The sequence below is a fragment of the Acetoanaerobium sticklandii genome (genome assembly GCF_000196455.1).
Taxonomy (GTDB): domain Bacteria; phylum Bacillota; class Clostridia; order Peptostreptococcales; family Filifactoraceae; genus Acetoanaerobium; species Acetoanaerobium sticklandii.
Map to the genome: position 1 here is coordinate 1,960,550 of NC_014614.1, position 20,685 is coordinate 1,981,234.

The 20,685-nt window shown below is 33.1% G+C and carries 22 protein-coding genes; 3 read left to right on the forward strand and 19 right to left on the reverse strand.

All coding sequences use genetic code 11. The annotated features are described in order from the left end of the window. Positions 1-5 precede the first annotated feature (5 nt). A complete protein-coding gene (locus CLOST_RS09275; RefSeq protein ID WP_013362046.1) occupies positions 6-1,604 on the reverse strand; it encodes a DUF342 domain-containing protein in 1,599 nt (532 codons plus the stop codon). Positions 1,605-1,664: 60 nt separating this feature from the next. Further along, entirely contained in the window at positions 1,665-2,372 is a 708-nt protein-coding gene (locus CLOST_RS09280) for a tRNA threonylcarbamoyladenosine dehydratase (RefSeq protein WP_013362047.1), read from the reverse strand. 72 nt (positions 2,373-2,444) lie between these two features. On the opposite strand from CLOST_RS09280, the gene CLOST_RS09285 reads away from it, so the two are divergent. Then, positions 2,445-3,020: a hypothetical protein gene (locus tag CLOST_RS09285; protein WP_013362048.1), complete on the forward strand. Its 576-nt coding sequence runs from the start codon at positions 2,445-2,447 to the stop codon at positions 3,018-3,020. Continuing rightward, positions 3,017-4,249, forward strand: a complete 1,233-nt coding sequence (locus CLOST_RS09290; RefSeq protein ID WP_013362049.1) for a nucleotidyltransferase — start codon at positions 3,017-3,019, stop codon at positions 4,247-4,249. Before CLOST_RS09285 ends, CLOST_RS09290 begins: the two co-directional genes overlap by 4 nt. 66 nt (positions 4,250-4,315) lie before the next feature. Here CLOST_RS09290 and CLOST_RS09295 read toward each other — a convergent pair whose 3' ends face one another. The 6 genes from CLOST_RS09295 to CLOST_RS09320 form a co-directional block, all read right to left on the reverse strand. After that, on the reverse strand, positions 4,316-4,765 hold the full coding sequence (locus CLOST_RS09295) for a hypothetical protein (protein WP_013362050.1): 450 nt from the start codon (positions 4,763-4,765) through the stop codon (positions 4,316-4,318). A gap of 1 nt (position 4,766) precedes the next feature. Next, a complete protein-coding gene (coaD, locus tag CLOST_RS09300) occupies positions 4,767-5,255 on the reverse strand; it encodes a pantetheine-phosphate adenylyltransferase (RefSeq protein WP_013362051.1) in 489 nt (162 codons plus the stop codon). Continuing rightward, complete coding sequence (gene rsmD / locus CLOST_RS09305; protein WP_013362052.1) at positions 5,248-5,814, reverse strand: 16S rRNA (guanine(966)-N(2))-methyltransferase RsmD; 567 nt, start codon at positions 5,812-5,814, stop codon at positions 5,248-5,250. Before rsmD ends, coaD begins: the two co-directional genes overlap by 8 nt. 12 nt (positions 5,815-5,826) lie before the next feature. Next, positions 5,827-7,884 carry an ATP-dependent DNA helicase RecG gene (gene recG, locus CLOST_RS09310; RefSeq protein WP_013362053.1) on the reverse strand — a complete coding sequence of 686 codons (2,058 nt, stop codon included), beginning with the start codon at positions 7,882-7,884 and terminating at the stop codon, positions 5,827-5,829. Between the two features lie 97 nt (positions 7,885-7,981). Next, a complete protein-coding gene (locus tag CLOST_RS09315) occupies positions 7,982-9,625 on the reverse strand; it encodes a DAK2 domain-containing protein (RefSeq protein ID WP_013362055.1) in 1,644 nt (547 codons plus the stop codon). 19 nt (positions 9,626-9,644) lie between these two features. Next, a complete protein-coding gene (locus CLOST_RS09320; protein ID WP_013362056.1) occupies positions 9,645-10,001 on the reverse strand; it encodes an Asp23/Gls24 family envelope stress response protein in 357 nt (118 codons plus the stop codon). 206 nt (positions 10,002-10,207) lie between these two features. Here CLOST_RS09320 and rpmB point away from each other — a divergent pair, with 206 nt between their 5' ends. Next, a complete protein-coding gene (gene rpmB, locus CLOST_RS09325) occupies positions 10,208-10,399 on the forward strand; it encodes a 50S ribosomal protein L28 (protein WP_013362057.1) in 192 nt (63 codons plus the stop codon). 181 nt (positions 10,400-10,580) lie between these two features. Here the strand turns inward: rpmB and CLOST_RS09330 are convergent, their stop codons facing one another. From CLOST_RS09330 to def, 11 genes are all read right to left on the reverse strand, one after another. Then, on the reverse strand, positions 10,581-11,228 hold the full coding sequence (locus tag CLOST_RS09330) for a thiamine diphosphokinase (protein WP_013362058.1): 648 nt from the start codon (positions 11,226-11,228) through the stop codon (positions 10,581-10,583). A gap of 3 nt (positions 11,229-11,231) precedes the next feature. After that, positions 11,232-11,888 (reverse strand): ribulose-phosphate 3-epimerase, encoded by a 657-nt coding sequence (rpe, locus tag CLOST_RS09335; protein WP_013362059.1) that lies wholly within the window; start codon positions 11,886-11,888, stop codon positions 11,232-11,234. A gap of 5 nt (positions 11,889-11,893) precedes the next feature. Continuing rightward, a complete protein-coding gene (gene rsgA, locus CLOST_RS13915) occupies positions 11,894-12,787 on the reverse strand; it encodes a ribosome small subunit-dependent GTPase A (protein WP_013362060.1) in 894 nt (297 codons plus the stop codon). 21 nt (positions 12,788-12,808) lie between these two features. Next, positions 12,809-14,776: a Stk1 family PASTA domain-containing Ser/Thr kinase gene (pknB, locus tag CLOST_RS09345; protein WP_041487467.1), complete on the reverse strand. Its 1,968-nt coding sequence runs from the start codon at positions 14,774-14,776 to the stop codon at positions 12,809-12,811. A 22-nt stretch (positions 14,777-14,798) separates the two neighbouring features. Continuing rightward, positions 14,799-15,542 (reverse strand): Stp1/IreP family PP2C-type Ser/Thr phosphatase, encoded by a 744-nt coding sequence (locus CLOST_RS09350; RefSeq protein WP_041487177.1) that lies wholly within the window; start codon positions 15,540-15,542, stop codon positions 14,799-14,801. Between the two features lie 15 nt (positions 15,543-15,557). Then, a complete protein-coding gene (gene rlmN / locus CLOST_RS09355; protein WP_013362063.1) occupies positions 15,558-16,583 on the reverse strand; it encodes a dual-specificity RNA methyltransferase RlmN in 1,026 nt (341 codons plus the stop codon). Positions 16,584-16,636: 53 nt separating this feature from the next. Next, positions 16,637-17,941: a 16S rRNA (cytosine(967)-C(5))-methyltransferase RsmB gene (rsmB, locus tag CLOST_RS09360; protein WP_041487178.1), complete on the reverse strand. Its 1,305-nt coding sequence runs from the start codon at positions 17,939-17,941 to the stop codon at positions 16,637-16,639. A 75-nt stretch (positions 17,942-18,016) separates the two neighbouring features. Next, positions 18,017-18,706: a zinc metallopeptidase gene (locus CLOST_RS09365; protein WP_013362065.1), complete on the reverse strand. Its 690-nt coding sequence runs from the start codon at positions 18,704-18,706 to the stop codon at positions 18,017-18,019. Position 18,707: 1 nt separating this feature from the next. Further along, positions 18,708-19,223 carry a DUF116 domain-containing protein gene (locus CLOST_RS09370; protein ID WP_013362066.1) on the reverse strand — a complete coding sequence of 172 codons (516 nt, stop codon included), beginning with the start codon at positions 19,221-19,223 and terminating at the stop codon, positions 18,708-18,710. Further along, positions 19,216-20,151, reverse strand: coding sequence for a methionyl-tRNA formyltransferase (gene fmt, locus CLOST_RS09375; protein WP_041487469.1), 936 nt, complete (start codon positions 20,149-20,151; stop codon positions 19,216-19,218). Before fmt ends, CLOST_RS09370 begins: the two co-directional genes overlap by 8 nt. Before the next feature lie 6 nt (positions 20,152-20,157). Next, positions 20,158-20,616, reverse strand: a complete 459-nt coding sequence (gene def / locus CLOST_RS09380; RefSeq protein WP_013362068.1) for a peptide deformylase — start codon at positions 20,614-20,616, stop codon at positions 20,158-20,160. Positions 20,617-20,685: the final 69 nt, after the last annotated feature.

Genomic DNA, 20,685 nt, shown 5'->3' on the forward strand with positions numbered 1-20,685 from the left:
CTCCTTTATATTTGCGTTAGGTGAAGGCTATTATCTTTGACATAAAATGAGCCTGCCATAGTCTTACTTATAACCTTTTGAAGATTCTTAATATCTAGAACAGTTTTAGGATATGCGCTTCCAAGTATTTTTACTTCTCCTTCGCCTTTTGTTCTTAAGAATTCTTCTAGCTTCTTAAAATCATAATTTAGTTTATTGATGTCATCAATTAGATTTTCATAAGTTAAAAGCATCCCTTTATAGGTAAATTCTTCTTTTTCAGATAGATTATCTTGATTTAATTCAAGAATTTCAAGCTCTCTTTTTAAACGATTGGCTTTTGCAATAGTCTCATTGAAATTTACTTTTATTACATTCAGCTCTTCATTTACTTTATTTCTGTCAAATCCCTTAACTTGAATTTTAGTAGCTTTCTCCATTGAGTTCCCAAAAGTATTTGCAGATACAAGATGCTTGGCTTGAATATCTCCTCCTACAATCTTTCCTTTATCTGGAGATAAAATAACTTTATCCCCTTTTAATATACTTTCAAAAGCATATAAACCTATGTTAATTTCACCTTTTGCTTCTATTTCAGCTTCATTCACATATTTTACATACACATTTCTACCTGCTATGAGCTTTGCTTTTTTCTTTCCATTCACTCCGCCTAGTATAGATATATCTCCATTAACAGAATGTATTGTTCCTACAGCTCCTATTCCCATTTTTCCTTTTATGAAAATATCTTTAGTCGCTCTTACAGAAAATAAATCTTCAACTACTCCATTAATTGTAACATATCCATCAAAATCTATATTTCCAGTGGAATAGCCCACATTTTCGTCTATCACTAAATGATTGTGTACTCCAATTTTACCTTGTTCAAACTTTACAGCACCATCAAATTTTGCAACGAGATTTATTTTCCCTTCTTCCAACACCTCATCTACTGATTTAGCATCGAACTTCAGCATATAATCTCTTCCTGGTTTTGCTAATACAGTTTTTCCAGAAACTGTCTTGCCTGGTTGGCCTAATGTAGGTAGTATCTTTTCCCCTAGCCACCCTCCTCTTTCAACCTTATCTATCAAATTCATCTCATAGTTATCTACTTTTCCGTCGCTTTTTATCGTAGGTTTTTTTTCACTTAGCTGGAAATATTTTACCTTTGCGTCTTTTCCACTAACCGGTTCTATCCCCTTTGCTACAAGAACTTTAGCAAAAGATTCCATATCCTGCGAAATACTATCTAAATTTATTCCTTCTCTAATGCCCTCTTCATTTAATGCAGAGATGATGTCTGTCTTAATTTTATTTAAATCTAAGCTTTCAAGCTCGCTTTGGGTCATATTTATATCTATGTATGCATACATTTCATCCTTTGATGTGCTCACAGCAAACTTAGGCTTATAGTCTCCTATACATACACTTACATTCGGATTATCAAAAGCTTTTTTTAATGAAATAAAATTAGATATCTTGATTCTAGGAAAATCTCTACATATAGAATCTAAATAATTCAGTGGAATAGAATGGTTTTTTACAATCAACCACACTTCACTTTTATCATTTGTTTCTTGTAAGAATACACATACATTATTATCTTCAAATATGGTAGTCATAGAATTTATTCCTCTCAAAAAATATAGTTAAACTTATTTTACCACAATATTCTAAAAAAATCATTCAACTAATAGATTTTGGATAACTTTAGAAGCCATAATCAGTCCTGCAACAGATGGTACAAATCCTGTAGAGCCTGGAACTACTTTTTTACTCTCACTGTTTAAGGTAATAACTGGCTTTAGTGGCTGCTCTTCAGAAAACACAGTCAGTAGGTTTTTAACATTTCGAGCCTTTAATTCTTTTCTTAGTACCTTTGCAAGTGGGCACATATGAGTTTTGTATATATCTTCAATTTTTATTTTTGTAGGATCAATTTTATTACCCATTCCCATAGATGAAATAATAGGTATATTTCTAGTCTTAGCTTCTACTATCAAATCTATTTTCGAAGTAATAATATCTATTGCGTCAACAATGTAGTCGTAATCTTCTATAAAAAATTCTTCTCTATTTTCGGGCAGATATTTTTTATCTAGTACGATTACAGTGCAATCACGGTTTATATCTTCAATTCTTTTTTTCATTACATCTGCCTTTTTTTTTCCAATAGTGGATGAAAGTGCAGGAATTTGTCTATTTATATTTGTAATATCCACATCATCAAAATCAACTAAGGTTATTTTTCCTACATTGCTTCGAGCAATAGCTTCTGCTGCGTAGCTTCCTACTCCACCTATGCCAAAAATAGCCACATGTTTATTAGCTAATAAATCCACTTTTTCTTCTCCAAAAAGTAATCCTAATCTTTGAAATTCTTTTTTCATTTTTTCACCTCGCCCTATATTATACTATACAAATTACGATATAATATATAGATAAGTTAGTGGAGGTGTAAAATGAGAATTTCTAGAGTAAACAGAAGTAGAGTAAGCGATATTTTAGTATCTCGTCAAACTGTTGTAAGCAGTGTAAATAGTGTGGAAAAATCTGCTCCCTCATTTGAAATTCAAAATAGCACCTTTAATTTTTCCGATAACTTTTGGCTTTCAAAAGAGCAATTTTATGATCATTTAGAAAAAATGCACTCTGAATCAGAGCACTACTCTGAATACAGCTTGAAGCAAGATGAGTATAAATCTTCAAAAGAACTACCTAATTCTCCTAAGGACGAAATCCTATCCTTTGTAAATACTGTTTTGGAAAAATATAATCAGCTAATAGACCATATAGCAAAAGTGGATTTAGCAAAAAATCAAAATAATATTTCTAAAATTCTAAGGGTAATAACTTCTCATAATAGACCCCTTTCAAACTTAGGAATAGTTTCTGGAAGAAACTATCATTTGATTATAAACGAAGATAAATTTTTGCAAACTGCATCAAAAAGTCCTCATCATCTAAAACTATTGTTAGACCCAGAAAAAGGTATCCTTAGAAAAATTCACGACAGTATCAAGGATGTGATTTCATGATAACGACAGCATTTATAGTAGAATACAACCCTTTTCACAATGGACATAAGCTTCATCTTGAAAAATCCAAACAAATAACTAATGCCACCCATTGTATAGGTATAATGAGTGGCAATTTTATTCAAAGAGGAGGCCCAGCTCTTTTTGATAAATGGCATAGAGCTGCTTTAGCTGTGAAAAACGGAGTGGATTTAGTAATTGAATTGCCAGTTTTATTCGCTTCACAGTCTTCAGAAATATTTGCAAAAGGGAGCATTTCAATACTTAATCAGCTTAATATGGTAGATAATTTAGTCTTTGGGAGCGAATCAAACGATGTAGAAAGCTTATTGATGGCATCTGAGCTTCTTGCAAATGAAAGCGAGCTTCTAAGTAATTCAATAAAAGAAAACCTAAAATTAGGAATACCTTATCCAAAAGCTAGAGAAAATGCTTTGAAAGCAATATCAAAAGTGGATTTGAGCACTACCTCCAACGATATTTTGGGGCTTGAATATACTAAGCAGCTTATATTACAAAAAAGCTCAATAACGCCCCACACTATTAAACGTACTGGAAGCACCTATAATAGTATAGATTTAGTAGGGCAAATTTGCAGTGCAACAGCAATCAGGGAACAGCTTAAAACAACTCTGGATATTAATTTGCAGAATTTTGTTCCTCTACCCACCTATGCTATGATTGATGAACTTGTTAAGCTAGATAAAATAATTCACGATGAAAGTTTTTTTGAATTTATACGTTATAATATTATTTGCAATTTAGATAGATTAAGCGATATATTTGACGTAAATGAAGGACTCCACAATAAAATTTATAAAGAGGCTCTTACTTCTTCTACCTTGGATGAGCTTGCAAGCTCTATTAAAAGCAAAAGATTTACTTACACGAGAATTAAGAGGATTTTATTTAATATTTTGCTAGAAATAACTAAGACTGATATGAATATTATAATAAATACCACTTCTCCAGCTCCATATGTTAGAGTTTTGGCTTTTAATCAGAAAGGAACTGAGCTTCTTAATCTCATGAAGAAAACTAGCTCTATTCCTATTATAAATAAGGTTTCAGCCTTTACCCCCGAAACTGAGCTTCAAAGAATTAGTTTTAACTACGATACTAAAGCTACTAGAATTTATAATTTAATTAACAGAACTAGCAAAAAAGCTTTTGACTTAGGTTCTAATTTAGATCAAGATTATTATAAATCTCCTGTCTTTATAAAATAGAAGCCGTATTTTAGCAACAAAAAAAGATTTTATCTTTAGCCTAGGCTTGATAAAATCTTTTTCATTTTATAAATCAAATTCTCTTAATTCTTGCATATTTTTTTGTAGTCTGCTATTTAACTTTCCTAAATCTGTATCTAGCTTTTTAAGTACTTCAATTGCATACTCTCTAGACCCATCCTTTAAGTCTTTAGCTTTGTTTTCAGCTTTTTCAATGATTTCTTTAGCATTTTCTTGAGCTTTTTTAGTGATTTCACTATCAGCAACTTTCTGCTTTATGTAATCCTCAGTGTCCTTAATCATCTTTTCTGCTTCTTCTTTTGCATCATCGATGATCCTTTGTCTTTCTGTATTAATCCATTCAGCCTGCTTTACTTCATCTGGAAGACTAATACGTACATCACGAAGAATCTCCAGTGCCTTACTTTTATCAATCATTACCTTATTTCCAAAAGGTAGCTTAGAGCCTTCCTCAATTATATCCTCGAGAAGTTCCAAAAGATTTAATACCTCCACTTTACTCCCCCCTACTCAACTTTTGCTTCATCTTTATTATAGCATAATCTGGTATAAGTCCATCAATTTTTCCGCCAAATTTCGCAACTTCCTTTACTAGACTTGAGCTTAAATATGAATATTGCTCACTCGTAGTAAAAAAGACTGTTTCAGTTTCATCATATAGTTGTCTATTCATCTGAGCCATTTGTAGCTCAAATTCAAAATCTGAAATAGCTCTTAAGCCCCTCACTATTGCTGATAATTGCTTTTCTTTGCAATAATCCACAAGTAACCCTGAAAAACTATCAAAGCTTACATTATCTAGATTATCTATACTGTGTTTTAATATATCTAGTCTCTCATCAAGAGTGAACATACTTTTTTTACTGTCATTTACTAAAACAGCAACTATCAGATGATCGAAAACCTTTGACGCTCTTTTTATAACATCAATATGCCCATTTGTTATAGGGTCAAAACTCCCTGGATATACTGCTATTTTAGCCATTATGTTCAGTCCTCTCGTAAAACGATAATTTGGTTATTGAATATTTTTTTTCTCTAGTTTTATTTAGTTTTCCTATATTTTCAGATATAGAGTCATCAATATCTGTTTCTGCAATCAAAAGCCCTCCACTGCTCAATAAATCGAGCTGAGATATTTTCTCAATGATTTTATCTATATCTAGAAATCCGTAAGGTGGATCCATAAAAATATAGTCCAATTTTATTCCTTTGTTTGCAAGCGAATTTAATGCCTCAAATGCGTCTGCTTTTAGTATTTTATATTTTGTAGAATCAAATTTACAAGACTCTATATTTTTTTGTGTGAGCTCAATAGAGCTAGAATCTCTATCTACAAAATAAACTTTATCTGCATCTCTAGAGATTGCTTCAATTCCTATAGCTCCACTTCCACAAAATAAATCTAAAAAGCTACAATCTCTAATTTCGAAGCCGATAATATTAAACAGTGATTCCTTTACTCTATCTAGAGTAGGTCTTATCTTATCCGTTTGAGGAGATAGTAACTTCTTTCCTCTTGCCTTCCCAGCTATAACTCTCATATATCCACTCCATTAACCCATAAATTTATTAAATCGTTTATCTAATTCTATTTTTATAGCCTTGTTTTCTTCATTTTTCAATTCTGGATCTTCGCTCATTACCTCATCTGCAAAATCCTTGGCAAGATTAAGAATTGAAATATGTTTCGAAATATCTGCTAGCTTAAAATTGTCTAATCCATGCTGTCTTGTTCCAAAATATTCTCCAGGTCCTCTGAGTTCTAAATCCTTTTGTGATATTTCAAAACCATCATTGCTATTTTGCATAATTTTCATTCTCTGCTCTATATATTTATTCTTACCCTCATATAGTAGTACACAGTAAGATTGATATTCTCCTCTTCCAACTCTGCCTCTTAGCTGATGAAGCTGTGACAATCCAAACCTCTGAGCATCTTGAATTATCATAACAGATGAGTTTGGCACATTCACTCCGACTTCTATAACTGTAGTTGATATGAGTATATCTATTCTTCCACTTGAAAACGCATCCATTATTTCCTGTTTTTCTTGAGCTTTCATCTTCCCGTGCAAAAGTGCTAGCTTATATCCTTTAAATACCGATTCTGATAGCTTCTCAAACAATTCATTTGCTGCTTGAATATCCAAATTTTCACTTTCTTCTATTAGTGGACACACTATATATATCTGTCGTCCTAGAGCTATCTCTTGCTTTGCAAAATCATAAACCTTATTTGCCTCTTGCTTCTTTGATGCAAAGGTTTTAATAGGCTTTCTTCCTGATGGCATCTGGTCAATTACAGAAATGTCTAAATCACCGTGTAAAATAAAAGCTAAGGTTCTTGGAATAGGGGTTGCTGTCATTACTAGCATATCTACTGTAAGATGATTTTTAAGTAGCAATTTGCTTCTTTGCCTCACTCCAAATCTATGCTGTTCATCCGTTATTACTAGGCTCAAGTTGTTAAACTTAACCTTGTCTTCTATTAGAGCATGAGTTCCAATTACAATATCACAGCTTCCATTTAAAAGCTCTTCATAAACTGTTCTTTTACTTTTTGCTGTTGTACTTCCAGTTAGCAGCCTAATTTCTGCATTAGTATTTTTAAATATATCTAAAAAATTATTGTAATGCTGCTTCGCTAATATTTCAGTCGGAGCCATAAGAGCACATTGATATCCATTTATGTAAGCATAATATGCCGCAATCATAGCAATTACAGTTTTCCCAGAGCCTACATCTCCTTGTACCAGTCTTTGCATAGGTTTATCTGAAGCCATATCATCAATTATTTCTTGCATTACTTTTGACTGAGCTTTTGTAAGCTCAAATGGCAATTCTTCTACAAATGCTTCTATTTTAGATTTGGTTTCTTCTGAGCTTTCATGCTTTATTCCTGGTTCTTTAACCAATCCATGCTTAATGCTAGATAAGCCAATATTGAGCAAAAAAAACTCATCAAAAACCAGCCTGAATTTCGCAACCTTTATGAGTAGGGGATCCTTTGGAAAATGAATATTTTTTATTGCATCATCTAGCTCACATAACCTCAATTGTTGCCTATATTTAGAATTAAGATACTCTAGCTCTTTTATATTTAAGCTTTGCAATATCCACTTTATCGACTTTATTATTTCATCATTAAATAAACCTCTTGTCAATGGATATACTGGATATATTATTCCAGTTTTTTTGCTGTAATTGTCAAAATCTATTTCTGGAGCGCTGATATTGCAAATCCCATTTATCCTTTTAGCCGTACCATAAGCTTTTATAGTCCTTCCTATAGTCAGCTGACTTTGTATATAAGGATTGTTAAAAACAGTCAAAAAAGCTTTTTGTGTATTGTCATAAATACATATTCTTAAAATAACCATATTTTTTTTGGGCTTCTTTACATCTACTGATATAATCTTCCCCTCAATACAAACTTTCTCTTCAAAATGCACATCCGCAATCTTTTTAAAATGTCTTCTATCTTCATACCTCATGGGATAATGCATTAACAAATCTTTTATGGTTTTAATTCCCCGCTTGTAGTAAACAGTTTTTTTCTTTGGTCCTATCCCTGGAATTATATCTATTTCCAAATCTAGTTTCGATTTCATAAGCATCCTCTTTTTCTATAAAAAATAGTATAGATACTCGATTTAAAGACAAAAGGAAACCGTGAGGTTCCCTTTTTATTGTTATCTATAAAATAATCTATTCCACAGAAATAATATAATAATATAAAGGCTGTCCCCCATGATATAGTTCAATATCTAAATCTGGGTAAGCTTCCTCTAATTCCTCTATAAGGCTCTCAGCTTCGTCTTCATTGATATCTTCACCATAAAACAAGCTAATTATTTCGCTATCCTCATCTACAAGATTTTCTATAAGCATTTTTGTAACGGCACTTATTTCTTTGCCTGCAGATACAATCTTCTTTTCACCTATGCCTATTACATCGTCCTTTGATATTTCAAGCCCATCTGCGCTTGTATCTCTAACAGCAAAGGTTACCTGACCGCTTTTTACATAGCCAATAGACTCAGTCATTGAGCTTAAATTGTCTTCAAAGCTAGATTGTAAGCTCATATTCATAAGCGCTTGAAAACCTTGAGGTATTGTTTTGGTAGGAATAACTTTTATATTTTTAGTGCTAATTTCGCTAGCCTGTGTAGCAGCCATTATAATATTACTGTTATTCGGTAAAATAAAGATATCATTTGCCTTAATTTTATCTATTGCTTCTAAGAAATCTTTTGTACTAGGATTCATAGTCTGACCACCTTCTATAATATGGTCTACTCCAAAATCCTTCATTATCTTACTAAGTCCATCTCCCATAGCAACAGATATTATACCAAAGCCCTTGTTAATTTCTGCTCTGCTTGACTCTAATACAACCTCAGCTTTAGCATCCTTGTTTTGCTCTATTCTAACTTCATGCTGAAGCCTCATATTTTCAATTTTAATTCTATCTAAATCTCCATAATTTATAGCTTTTTCCATAACCTCACCTGGATTATTAGTGTGGATATGAATTTTAATTAGTCCATCATCCCCAACTACAATCAGCGAGTCTCCATAGTTTTCAATCTCTTTTTTAAAGTCTTCAGGTATTATTTTAGTGGTTTTTACCATAAATTCAGTACAGTATCCAAATTCAAGTTCACCTTCGAATATATGGATATCTTCTTCTTCGAATAATGCTGGTGCTAGCTTTTCAGACTTATCCTTTTTTACAGGTTCACCTATGAAACCACGATACAAGCCCTCAAAAAATACGACAAAGCCTTTTCCACCCGAGTCAACAACATTAGCATCCTTAAGAGCTTTTAGAAGCTCTGGCGTATGATTAAGTGAATTATTTGATGCCTCTAGCAATTCTTCTAGAAAAAATTTCATATCCATATGATTTTTATATATTTTCAAGGCTTCTTCAGCTGTTTGTCTAACTACAGTTAAAATAGTTCCTTCTACAGGCTTAATTACGGCTTTATATGCCACTTCTCTCGCAGAATCAAGTGCTAAAGCTATATCTTCAATAGTAAGCTCTTCTTTATTTTCTATAGATTTTGCGAATCCTCTTAAAAGTTGAGATAATATTACACCTGAGTTTCCTCTAGCTCCCATTAACGAGCCTTTTGTTATAGATTTTCCAATTTCTGTAATTGTACTTATATTTGAATTTTCAAGCTCTGATACAGCCGATTCAATTGTAAGCGACATATTTGTACCTGTATCTCCATCTGGAACTGGAAACACATTTAATTTATCTATCAGTGCTTTTTCATTTACAAGATTATTTGCCCCTGATAAAATCATTTCTTTTAATAAAACTGCATCTATTTTGTTCATGTGATATAAGAACCTCCTGTTACTTTTGAACTCTTACGCCTTGGACATTAATATCGATTTTACTTACCTTAAGTCCAGTTTGATTTTCTACATAATATTTAACTCTATCGATTATATTATCTGCAACTACTGATATCTTGGTTCCATATTGAATAATGACAAAGAGCTCAATACTAACAGTTTCCTCTGCAATGTCAACCTTTACTCCCTTGCTTCCATTTGGACCTTGGAGTAGCTCTACAATTCCTGTAGATTTGTTTTTTGATGCCATTCCAACAAGACCATAACATTCCATTGCCGCTTGACTTGCTATTTTAGCAACAACTTCTTTATCTATATATACATTTCCTTTTTCATTTGCTAAGATACCTGCCATTGATATACCTCCTTGTTCGCTGTGATATTATTTTATTTAGAATTTATTTATACCCTATTTTAATAAATTATCTCTTTTCAAAGTATATATGATATCAAGATTTTGTTCAAGTAAATTTAACCTTAGTACTGCTTTTTGTAGGCTCTGTATGGTATCATAATATTTGTTTTCTATTAATCATTCTGTTAAATAAGGAGGTTTTTGAAATGGCAAGAGTTTGCGAGGTATGCGGAAAAGGCAAAGTAAGCGGCAATAATGTCAGCCATTCAAATCGTCATACAAAAAGAACTTGGTCTCCAAATCTGCGTAACGTTAAGGCAGTAGTTGAGGGAACTCCAAAGACAATAAAAGTATGTACAAGATGCTTACGTTCTGGAAAAGTACAAAGAGCTGTATAACAACCAATGTACTTAAAAAAAGACTTGAATCTTTCTAATTAATTTAATTAAAAAGATTTCAAGTCTTTTTTATTGCAGATTTATATTAAGATCCCTAAATAGTCATTCTAATTAAACACCAATTTTTTAAATACATAAAATCATTGTTAAATTAATTATAGGAATCTTAATTCATACTAAATTATAATTCTGGGTTAGTTAAGATAGCAATAAGTTTCCCTATCTCTAGCTCTACTTCAGCTTCATCCTCAGATACTATGTTCGATATGCATCTAGTAGAGCCTAGCTCTAAATTATAATTATCAAGTGGATAAGCAAATCCTTTAAGCGTAATTCCATAAGCATTGTCCCCTAAAGTTATAAAGGATATGGTTCTAGCCTTCTCATTTAAAATCTTAGTTTTTCCTTTAGTAATAAGCCATGCCTTATTATTTTCATCTACAAGCTCTAGATTAAGCCCTAGTTGCTGAGCATAATATAGCATAAAAATGTTACCTAACATGTGGTCTAATCTCTCGCCTAAAAATCCCAGCATAGTAATATTTGAATAGCCCATCTCTTTTGCTAAATCTATTGCAAGTTCTGTATCAGTTTTATCTTTTTTCGCTGGAAATTTAATAAAAACTGTTTTTTGAGTTTTATAATACTCTTCAACTTCACTCTTAATTGAATCTAAATCCCCTACAATATAGTCTGGTACAATTCCCAATTCAAATAATCTGTTTGAAGCTCCATCAGCTGATATCAAAAGTTCATGCGAAGAAGCTGTTTCTTTATAAAACTCAGATGTTTTCATATTTCCATTTACAAATATACAGCATTTTTTCATAATCTATACCACTGAATTTTCTCTAAACAATTTAACAGTTTGCTTTATGTCATTACTGCCAAATATAGCAGATCCAGCAACTATTATATTTGCTCCTGCGCTTACTACTTTCTTCACATTTTCAGGGGTAATTCCTCCATCAACCTGGATATCTATATTCACGTTTTCTTTAAGACATAGTGATTTAAGCTCTTTTATTTTAGGTATCATAGATTCGATGAATTTTTGTCCCCCGAAACCTGGATTTACTGTCATAATAAGAACCATGTCTATGTCATGAATTATATGCTTTATAGTTTCTATAGGTGTAGCAGGATTAAGTGCAACACCTGCTTTTTTACCTAAGGCTTTAATCGATTGTATAGTTCTGTGAAGATGTGTGCAAGCTTCTTGATGTACTACAATAAGGTCAGCCCCAGCATCTGAAAAAGCCTCTATATATTTATCTGGATTTTCAATCATAAGATGCACATCAAAAACCATATCAATTTTGCCTTTAAGGGCATTTATAACTGGTGGTCCAATTGTAATATTAGGGACAAAATGTCCATCCATTACATCTATGTGTAAATATTCGCATCCAGCATCCTCAACAACCTTGATATCACTTAAAAGGTTCGAAAAATCTGCTGATAGAATCGATGGTGCTAATTTAATCATTGTATTTAATACCTCCGTTTTTTATCACTTCTAATTTCCTTTAATAACTGCAAGTAGCTTTCATATCGCTGATTTGGTATTTCTTTATCTAAAACAGCTTGTTTTACCTTGCATCCTGGCTCGTTTTCATGTATACATTTAAATCCAAATTTACACTCATGGTCATATTCATGAAATTCTACAAAATATTCTTTTAGCTCAACCTCGTCAATCAAGTCCAAGTTCAATGAGCTAAATCCTGGAGTGTCAGCAACTAGTGCATTCTCTTCTAGTTCAATAAGCTGAGCATACCTTGTCGTATGTCTACCCCTTTGGAGCTTCTCACTTATCTGAGATGTTTTTAAGTTTAGCTTTGGATCAATTTTATTTAAGAGACTGGATTTTCCTACACCTGAAGGGCCAGCTATTACCGTTATATTATCTTTAAACTCGTCTTTTATCTTTTGAAAATCTAAATCATGCTTTACACTTGCAGCAATAACCGTGTAACCTGCTCTTTCATAGATTTTTACATAATCTTCATATTTTCCTTCGGTATCTAAATCTACTTTATTAAAGCAAATAGTAATATCAAGTCTTTCTCTTTCTGCAAGAACTATGAATCTGTCTATTAGTGAAAGATTTGGCTCAGGGCTTTTTACAGCAAAAATCAATAGAGCCTTCGTTACATTGGCAATAGGAGGTCTGAACAAATAGCTCGACCTCTCTTTTACACTTTCAATCATGCCTTTTTTTGTCACAGGGTCCACTACCGTCATTTCTACCACATCGCCTATGACTGGGCTTATGCTATCTTTTCTAAATATACCTCTCGCTCTGCATTCATATACTTCATTATCTTCGTAATTTTTAACATAATAAAAACTCGATAGACCTTTTATAATTCTTCCTGTTTCCATCCTCCACATCTACCTCACTTTTTAAAAAGCTACTTGTTGGGTTGTATAATATTGACCATCTATATATATTTCATAGTCTTTTGTTTCGCCATTTTTACCTATTATATCCACTATTAATATTCCATTTAAGTCCGCTGGTCTAATAGTTTGGTTATATACTACAGCTCCTGTCGATAAATCCTTTATCTGAAGTGCAACTGTTTCTTTTTCAGGAAGCATGATAGCCATGCTAGTTTTAATTGTTTGAGGTTGCTCCTCTTTTTCTAGTCTATTTATTACTAGATTAATTTCACTGCCTTTTTTTGCTTCAGTATCTGCTTTTGGAATCTGCGATAATACTACTCCATCTTTTTTAGATTTATCTTCGTTATAGCTTAGTTCTCCCACTTTAAAATTTCCTATATTGGCTTTTGCATCCTCTAAGGATTTGCCAACAAGGGATGGAACCATTTCAAGTATTTCTTCTGGTCCTCTGCTAACTTTCAGCTTAATAATGCTTCTTTCCTCTACGTTTTCTCCAGCGGCTGGCGATTGCGAAAGAATAATATCTTCTTCCTGATCAGTAAATTCATACTCTACAGCCTCCTGCAGATTTTTTGACTCAAGTAATTCTAGAGCCTCTGTAAGCTTCATCCCTTCAACACTGGGTACACTTACAGTTTCAGCTAATGCTTTAGAGATGACAACTTTTATGGTCTCTCCTTCGTTTACTTTTACTCCCACAGTTGGCTCTTGTTTAGAAATAGTTCCCTCTGCGTATTTACTATTTGGTTCCTCAGATATCATTTCTACTTTAAGACCTAGCTTTGTAGCTTCTTCCTCAGCTTCTTCTAGAGTTTTTCCAAGAAGTGAAGGTGTATCTATCTTATTGGATGAGAAAATACCAAAGACATTTGAAGGTAGAAGTTCTCCTCCTGAGAATATAAATACAGTTGCTAAAAACACAAGCGAAGCTACCAAAGCTGCAATTATCGCAAAAATGGACATAGTCTTAGAATGCTTTCGTTTTGGCTTTCTATCTGCTATTTTTGATTTTTTATTTGATTTCATGTCAATTTCCTCGTCATCATAATCTTCCTCATAATCATCTGAAAAGTCCAGCTCTTGATGCCCAAAAAGTATTCTCTTAGTTTCAAAATCCTCTTCTCTTTCAATAAAATTATTTATAGGCTTCTTTTGCTCTAAACTAGAAATATCTGCAACTAGTTGCTCTACATTCTTGTATCTTCTATCTACATTACGTTGAGTCATTTTCAAAATAAGATTCTGAGCATCCTGTGACACGTTTGCAAAATCTTCTTCACCTAGCTCAACCTTACTGTGGATATGCTTCAGAGCAACATTTACAGGTGTTTCTCCGCTAAATGGAAGCTTTCCTGTAAGAAGTTCATATAGGACTATTCCAAGTGAATATATATCACTTCTCTCATCCATATATCCCCCTCTTGCCTGCTCCGGAGAAAAATAATGAACTGAGCCCATAACTGCCCCTACACTGGTAATTGTAGAGCTATTTACAGCCTTTGCAATTCCAAAATCTCCTACTTTAACCATATTGTCTTTAGTTATCATAATATTGTGTGGCTTGATATCTCTGTGGATAATTTTCTTACTATGAGCTTCTGATAAAGCTAAGGCTATCTGTTTTACGATATTAATAGCTCTTTGTTCATCTAAAGCTCCTTCTTTTTTAATGAGCTCTTTTAAATTTATTCCATCAACATACTCCATTACTATGTAAGATATGCCATTGTCCTGACCTACATCATATACATTTATAATATTAGGATGATTAAGGCTTGCTGCAGCCTGAGCTTCATTTTTGAATTTGTTAACAAATTCTTCGTCAGTTGAAAACTCATCCTTTAAAATTTTTACTGCAACTATACGATTTAGTATCTGGCATCTAGCGGTATAAACATTTGCCATCCCGCCTTCTCCTATTTTTTCCATCAGCTGATATCTATTTCCTAAAACTTTATTATTCACTGTTTCACCATCTTTCACGATATTATAGGATAACACAAACTATTGTTATATTATCTTTTCCACCCTTTTTATTAGCTAATTCCACAAGACTGTCACAACAATTTTGTGGATTGATGCAGGTTCTTAAAATATTTTGAATCTCAGAATCATCGACCATATTGGTTAGTCCATCACTGCATAGGATAACTATATCTTTTTTCTGAAGCTCTTTATGATAAAAATCTACTCTTACACTTTTGTCGGTTCCTACAGCTCTAGTGATTACATTTTTTTGAGGATGAGTTCTTGCATCTTCGGGCTTTATTACTCCTTGCTTAACCAATTCCTGTACATATGAATTGTCAACAGTGAGCTGATGCAAGGTATCCTCTCTAAACACATAAGCCCTACTATCTCCAACATTAGCTACAATTAAGTTATTTGAATTTATAATAGCTGCTATTAGGGTAGTTCCCATACCAGCAAATTGATCTTCTTTATTGGCCTTTTCATAAACGAGCTTGTTTGTTTCATAAAAAGCTCTTGATAGCATTATTTTTAAATCTCCTACGCCCTCGGCATTATCTTCTAAATGTCTAAAAACGTAGGTTTTTAATTTATCAATAGCCATTTTACTGGCTACTTCCCCCTTGTTATGGCCACCCATTCCATCAGCCACAGCAAAAAAACCAGTCTCCTCACCTTGGATTATAAGAGTTTCTGCATGACAATAATCTTCGTTAGTAGGTCTTTTCATTCCACAGTCAGTTATAAAAGAAAAATCCAAGTTTATCACCCTTTTCTAATCAACAATGCTTCGTCTTAGCTGGCCACACGCTCCATTTATATCTTTTCCCATCTCTCTTCTGACAGTTGCTTCTATGTGATTGCTTTTCAAAACACTAAGAAAAGCATTTATTGCAGCTTTGTCTGGCCTTTTGTATGTACGCTCTTCAACTGTATTTACTGGTATTAAATTTACATGGCACAGCATGCCTTTTAGTAGCTTCGATAATCTGTTTGCATCTTCGTTTGAGTCATTTACACCTTTTATAAGTGCATATTCAAAGGTAACTCGCCTTTTTGTAGTATTTGCATAATCTTTTGCTGCCTTTATAACCGAATCAATAGGATAGGCATTTTCTACAGGCATAATGATTTTTCTTTTTTCATGAGTGGTCTCATGAAGTGATATGGCTAAGTTTATTGGATATCCTAATTTTGCAAGTTCATTAACCTTAGGCACTACTCCACAAGTAGATATAGTTATATGTCTATAGCCTATATTCAGAGAATCCTCTTGGTGTACTATATCTAAAAACTTAATTAGGTTATCAAAATTATCAAGTGGTTCTCCACTTCCCATCATTACAACATTAGATATACGTTCTTTTACATCATTTTGAACAGCAAGAATCTGGCCTATCATCTCTCCTGCAGTAAGGTTTCTAACTAGTCCATCTATAGTTGATGCACAAAAACTGCATCCCATTAAACATCCCACTTGAGAGGATATGCAAATTGAAAGCCCATGCTTATATCTCATTAGCACTGCTTCTATTATATTTTTATCATCTAACTGGAGCAAATATTTTCTAGTACCATCAAGTTCTGAAGTAAGCACCTTATATACCGACACCTTAGAAATATATAAGCGCTCTTTTAACTTTTCCTTGAGTACTTTTGAGATATTTCCTATTTCATCAAAAGATGAAATTCCTTGGACTAGCTTCGGGTAAATTTGCTTAGCTCTAAATTTCTGTTCTCCAAGCTTAACAATTTCTTCCTCTAACTCACTAAAGGTTAGAGATAATGCATCTGATTTCATAATTTACCTTTCTGTAACAAATTACCATTATTATATACTAACATATAAACATATTATACTGATTTATTAATATCTTTTTTGAATTTTGCTATAAAAAATCCATCTGTATTGTGAATATGTGGGTAAAGCTCCTTTGGCTCTTCTTCTAAATAAAACTCTTTATTATTTTCTAAAAATTTATCCACTATTTCTATATTTTCTTTCTTCTCAAGCGTACAGGTGCTGTAAACAAGGCTTCCTGTATCCTTAAGATATTTTGAAGCATTTGATAAAATCTGATATTGAATTTCTGGTAGCTGGTTTACATCTTCATAAGACTTATATCTGATTTCTGGTTTTCTTCTTATTATACCAAAGCCTGAGCATGGTGCATCTACTAAAATTTTATCATATCTATTAGTCATCTCTTCATTAAAAACAGTAGCGTCCATAACTCTAGCATTTATAATGTCAACCCCAAGCTCAACTGCTCTTTTTTTAAGCATTTGAATTTTATGCTCAGATATATCCATAGAGTCAAGCTGACCTTTATTTTCCATTAGGTCCGCAATATAGAACGACTTTCCTCCTGGTGCACTGCAGATATCTAAAACAGTATCTCCTGGTAAAGGATTTAAAGCTTTTACAGCAAGCATGGAAGATAAGTCCTGAATAACAAAGCCTCCCTTTACAAACAATGGATTTGAGCCAATATTTTTCATTCCACTAATTTCATATGCGCTATCTATTATATCATTTTTCTTTGAATATATACCTTGCTGTTCAAGATTTTCAAATAGTTCAGCTTCTGTGCTTCTTAGTTTGTTAAGCCTAATAAACAAACTTGGTTTTTCTAGCATGCTACTTAATAATTGCCTAGTAAATTCTTCTTTGTAGATTTTCAAAAATCTTCTAGCTATATACTCCGAAATTGAAAATTCTATAGATAGAGATTTTGCTTTATCTGAAATCTTGTCTGTATATTCGGCCTTTCCTTCTTTTACTCTCTTTCTCATTACTGCATTGATAATCCCTGCACTTCTATTATCCACTTTTTTTATAAGCTTTACACTTTCATCTACTGATGCAAAATCAGAAACACTGTCCATAAATTCAAGCTGATAAAAGCCCATTTCTAAAACTGTTTTAGCTTGTTTGGATAGCTTACTTGCTCTCATATCAAGAAACTGCTCAATCTGATAATCCAAATAAATTAATCTACTCAAAGCTCCATAAACAAGCTCAGTAACAAATCCCTTTTCTCTGTTATCGATAGTATTTTTATTAAAGGCTTTGTTTATTGAAATATTAGAATAAGCTTTGTTATACTTCACATCGTATATTATATCATATGCTATTTTTCTGGCATTATTGCTCATAATTGCTCCTTTATGAATACTGTTACTCATTTTATAATTATATTATCATATTCAAAACAAAGGACCAGCAAAACGCTAGTCCCTAGAACGCTCTCTTAATAATAGTAATCTAACAAGTTGGGCTACTGCTGTAGCTGTAGCTGCCACATAGGTAAGAGCTGCTGCATCTAAAACCTTTTTACTATGAGGAATTTCTTCTCTAGTTAGTACTCCTACAGATTCTAATTCATCTAGTGCTCTGCTACTTGCATTAAACTCAACTGGCAAAGTTACAATTTGAAATACTACTGAACCTGTAAACAGTATAATCCCTATATCAATCAATCCAGTAAATGACAAGAATAAACCTGCTAAAATAAATAGCCAAGAAAGATTAGATGCAAAGTTTACAACAGGCACAATTGCATTTCTAAAACGAAGTGGGGCATAATCTCTTGCATGCTGAATAGCATGACCTACCTCATGAGCTGCTATAGCAGATGAAGAAATAGAATTTCCTCTGTAAACCATATCAGAAAGTCTTAATACCCTAGTTCTTGGATCATAGTGATCTGATAAGGTTCCTCTTATATGCTCAATTCTTACATCAGTAAGACCGTTTCTATCTAAAATGGCTCTAGCCGCTTCTGCTCCAGTGTAGCCTTTTTGACTTGCTATCCTAACATATTTTTCGTATGTTGATTTAACTTTGCTTTGTGCATACATAGCTAATATTATAGCTGGAATCAGTACAATCATAGTGCTGTCAAAATAAGGATAATACATCCTAATCTCCTCCTAAATAAAACAATATTGCTTCTTCAAGTTTTTTTATATCTACCTTAGTATCTATACAAGGGCCGTTTGGTCTATCATTCAAAATGCCTATTACATCCATTTCTCCGACGTCGACTATTCCACTAGTCAAATCTCTTTCACAGGCTACAGCTATTATTCCCTTTGGTCTTATATCCACTATTGCTCGCCTTGCAAGGGTTCCACCTGTAGCTACTACAACACTTACCCCGTATTTTTCACAAACAGCTACAATCTCAGCTATATCACATTTTTTACATCTTTTGCAGTTGTATATATTTGTTGTGATTCTTATGTCACAGCTTTGAAGCTGAAGGCAATGAGGTAATAGTACTAGAATTTCATTTGGCTTTAAATGAAATTGCTTACTTCTTGTTTTTTTATTGCTCATATCTATCATTTTTTTTCTTAGGTGATTTTTATCTATACCAAGCAAGTCAACAGTTCCTTCTAAAAGAGGATAAGCTTTTTTCAAAAACTTACTCATAGCCAAGTACCTTTCCTATTTCTAATACATTCCCTTTTAGAAATTCACCTACTGGCATTCTTTTTTTGCCGCTAATTTGTATTTCTTTTATCCTTACAATATAATCAGCAGATGCTATATCAATGCCTTCGCTTGACACAGCTATTATAGTTCCCGGTTTTTCTTTAGATTGCTTATCTAAAACAACTGGAGCAAAGAGTTTAAACACTGCACTATCATAAAGAGTGTAGGCTGATGGCCAAGGATCAGTTCCTCTAACTAAATTAGATATGGATTCTGCTGACCTATTCCAATTTATTTTCCCTAGCTCTTTTGTCATTATAGGTGCATAGTTTGAAATAGAATCATCCTGTTTTTCAGGAACCAGTTCTGTATTTATTATAGCTTTTAAAGTATCTGCTAAAGTTTTCTTTCCAGCAATTGCAAGCTTATCATGAAGTGTAGAGGCTGTATCCTCAGGTGTAATTTCAACCTCATTTTTTAAAAGCATATCTCCCGTATCTAGGCCTTCTTCCATATACATTGTAGTAACACCTGTTTTTTTCTCTCCATTAATTATAGCAAAATTAATCGGAGCTGCCCCTCTATACTTAGGAAGAAGAGAAGCATGTACATTTATACACCCATATTTAGGAAGCTCTAAAATTTCTTTGGGAAGAATCTGACCAAAAGCAACAACAATTATGAGGTCAGGTTTTACTTGCTTTATCTTTTCAATAGCTTCACTGTCTTTAATTCGCTCTGGCTGAAACACTTCTATATCATGCTCTAGAGCAACTAATTTTACTGGTGGAGATGAAAGCTTTTTACCTCTACCTTTTGGTCTATCTGGCTGAGTAACTACTAAAGCTATTTCAAAATCGCTTTCATATAGTGCTTCAAAGGATGGAATAGCAAATTCAGGTGTTCCCATAAATATAGCTTTCATCTGCATCTACTCACTTTCGTTTAAACTTCCTTCTACCTTGTCCTTAAACAAAATTCCGTCTAGGTGATCAATTTCATGACAAATAGCTCTTGCGAAAAGCTCCTCAGCTTCAACCACAAATTCATTCATATCAGTATCATAAGCTTTGGCTTTTACATAATACGGACGAGTAACACAGCCAAATTTTCCTGGTAGGCTAAGACAACCTTCATCATCAGTTTGTTCTCCGCTAGACTCTAGAATTTCTGGATTTATCATCACTATAGGACCATCTCCTACATCTATAACCACTACTCTTTTAAGCACTCCAACCTGTGGAGCTGCAAGTCCTACACCATCAGCTTCATACATAGTATCTATCATGTCTTCCACTAACTCTAAAATCTTATCATTGATTTTGTCAACAGCGCGAGATTTTTTTCTTAGTACCTCGTCTCCATCAGTTCTAATAATTCTAATTGCCATTTCTTACCTCCATAATTTTTAAATAGTTTATCCAACTTGCTATAAATATAACAAAATATTATAGTTTTA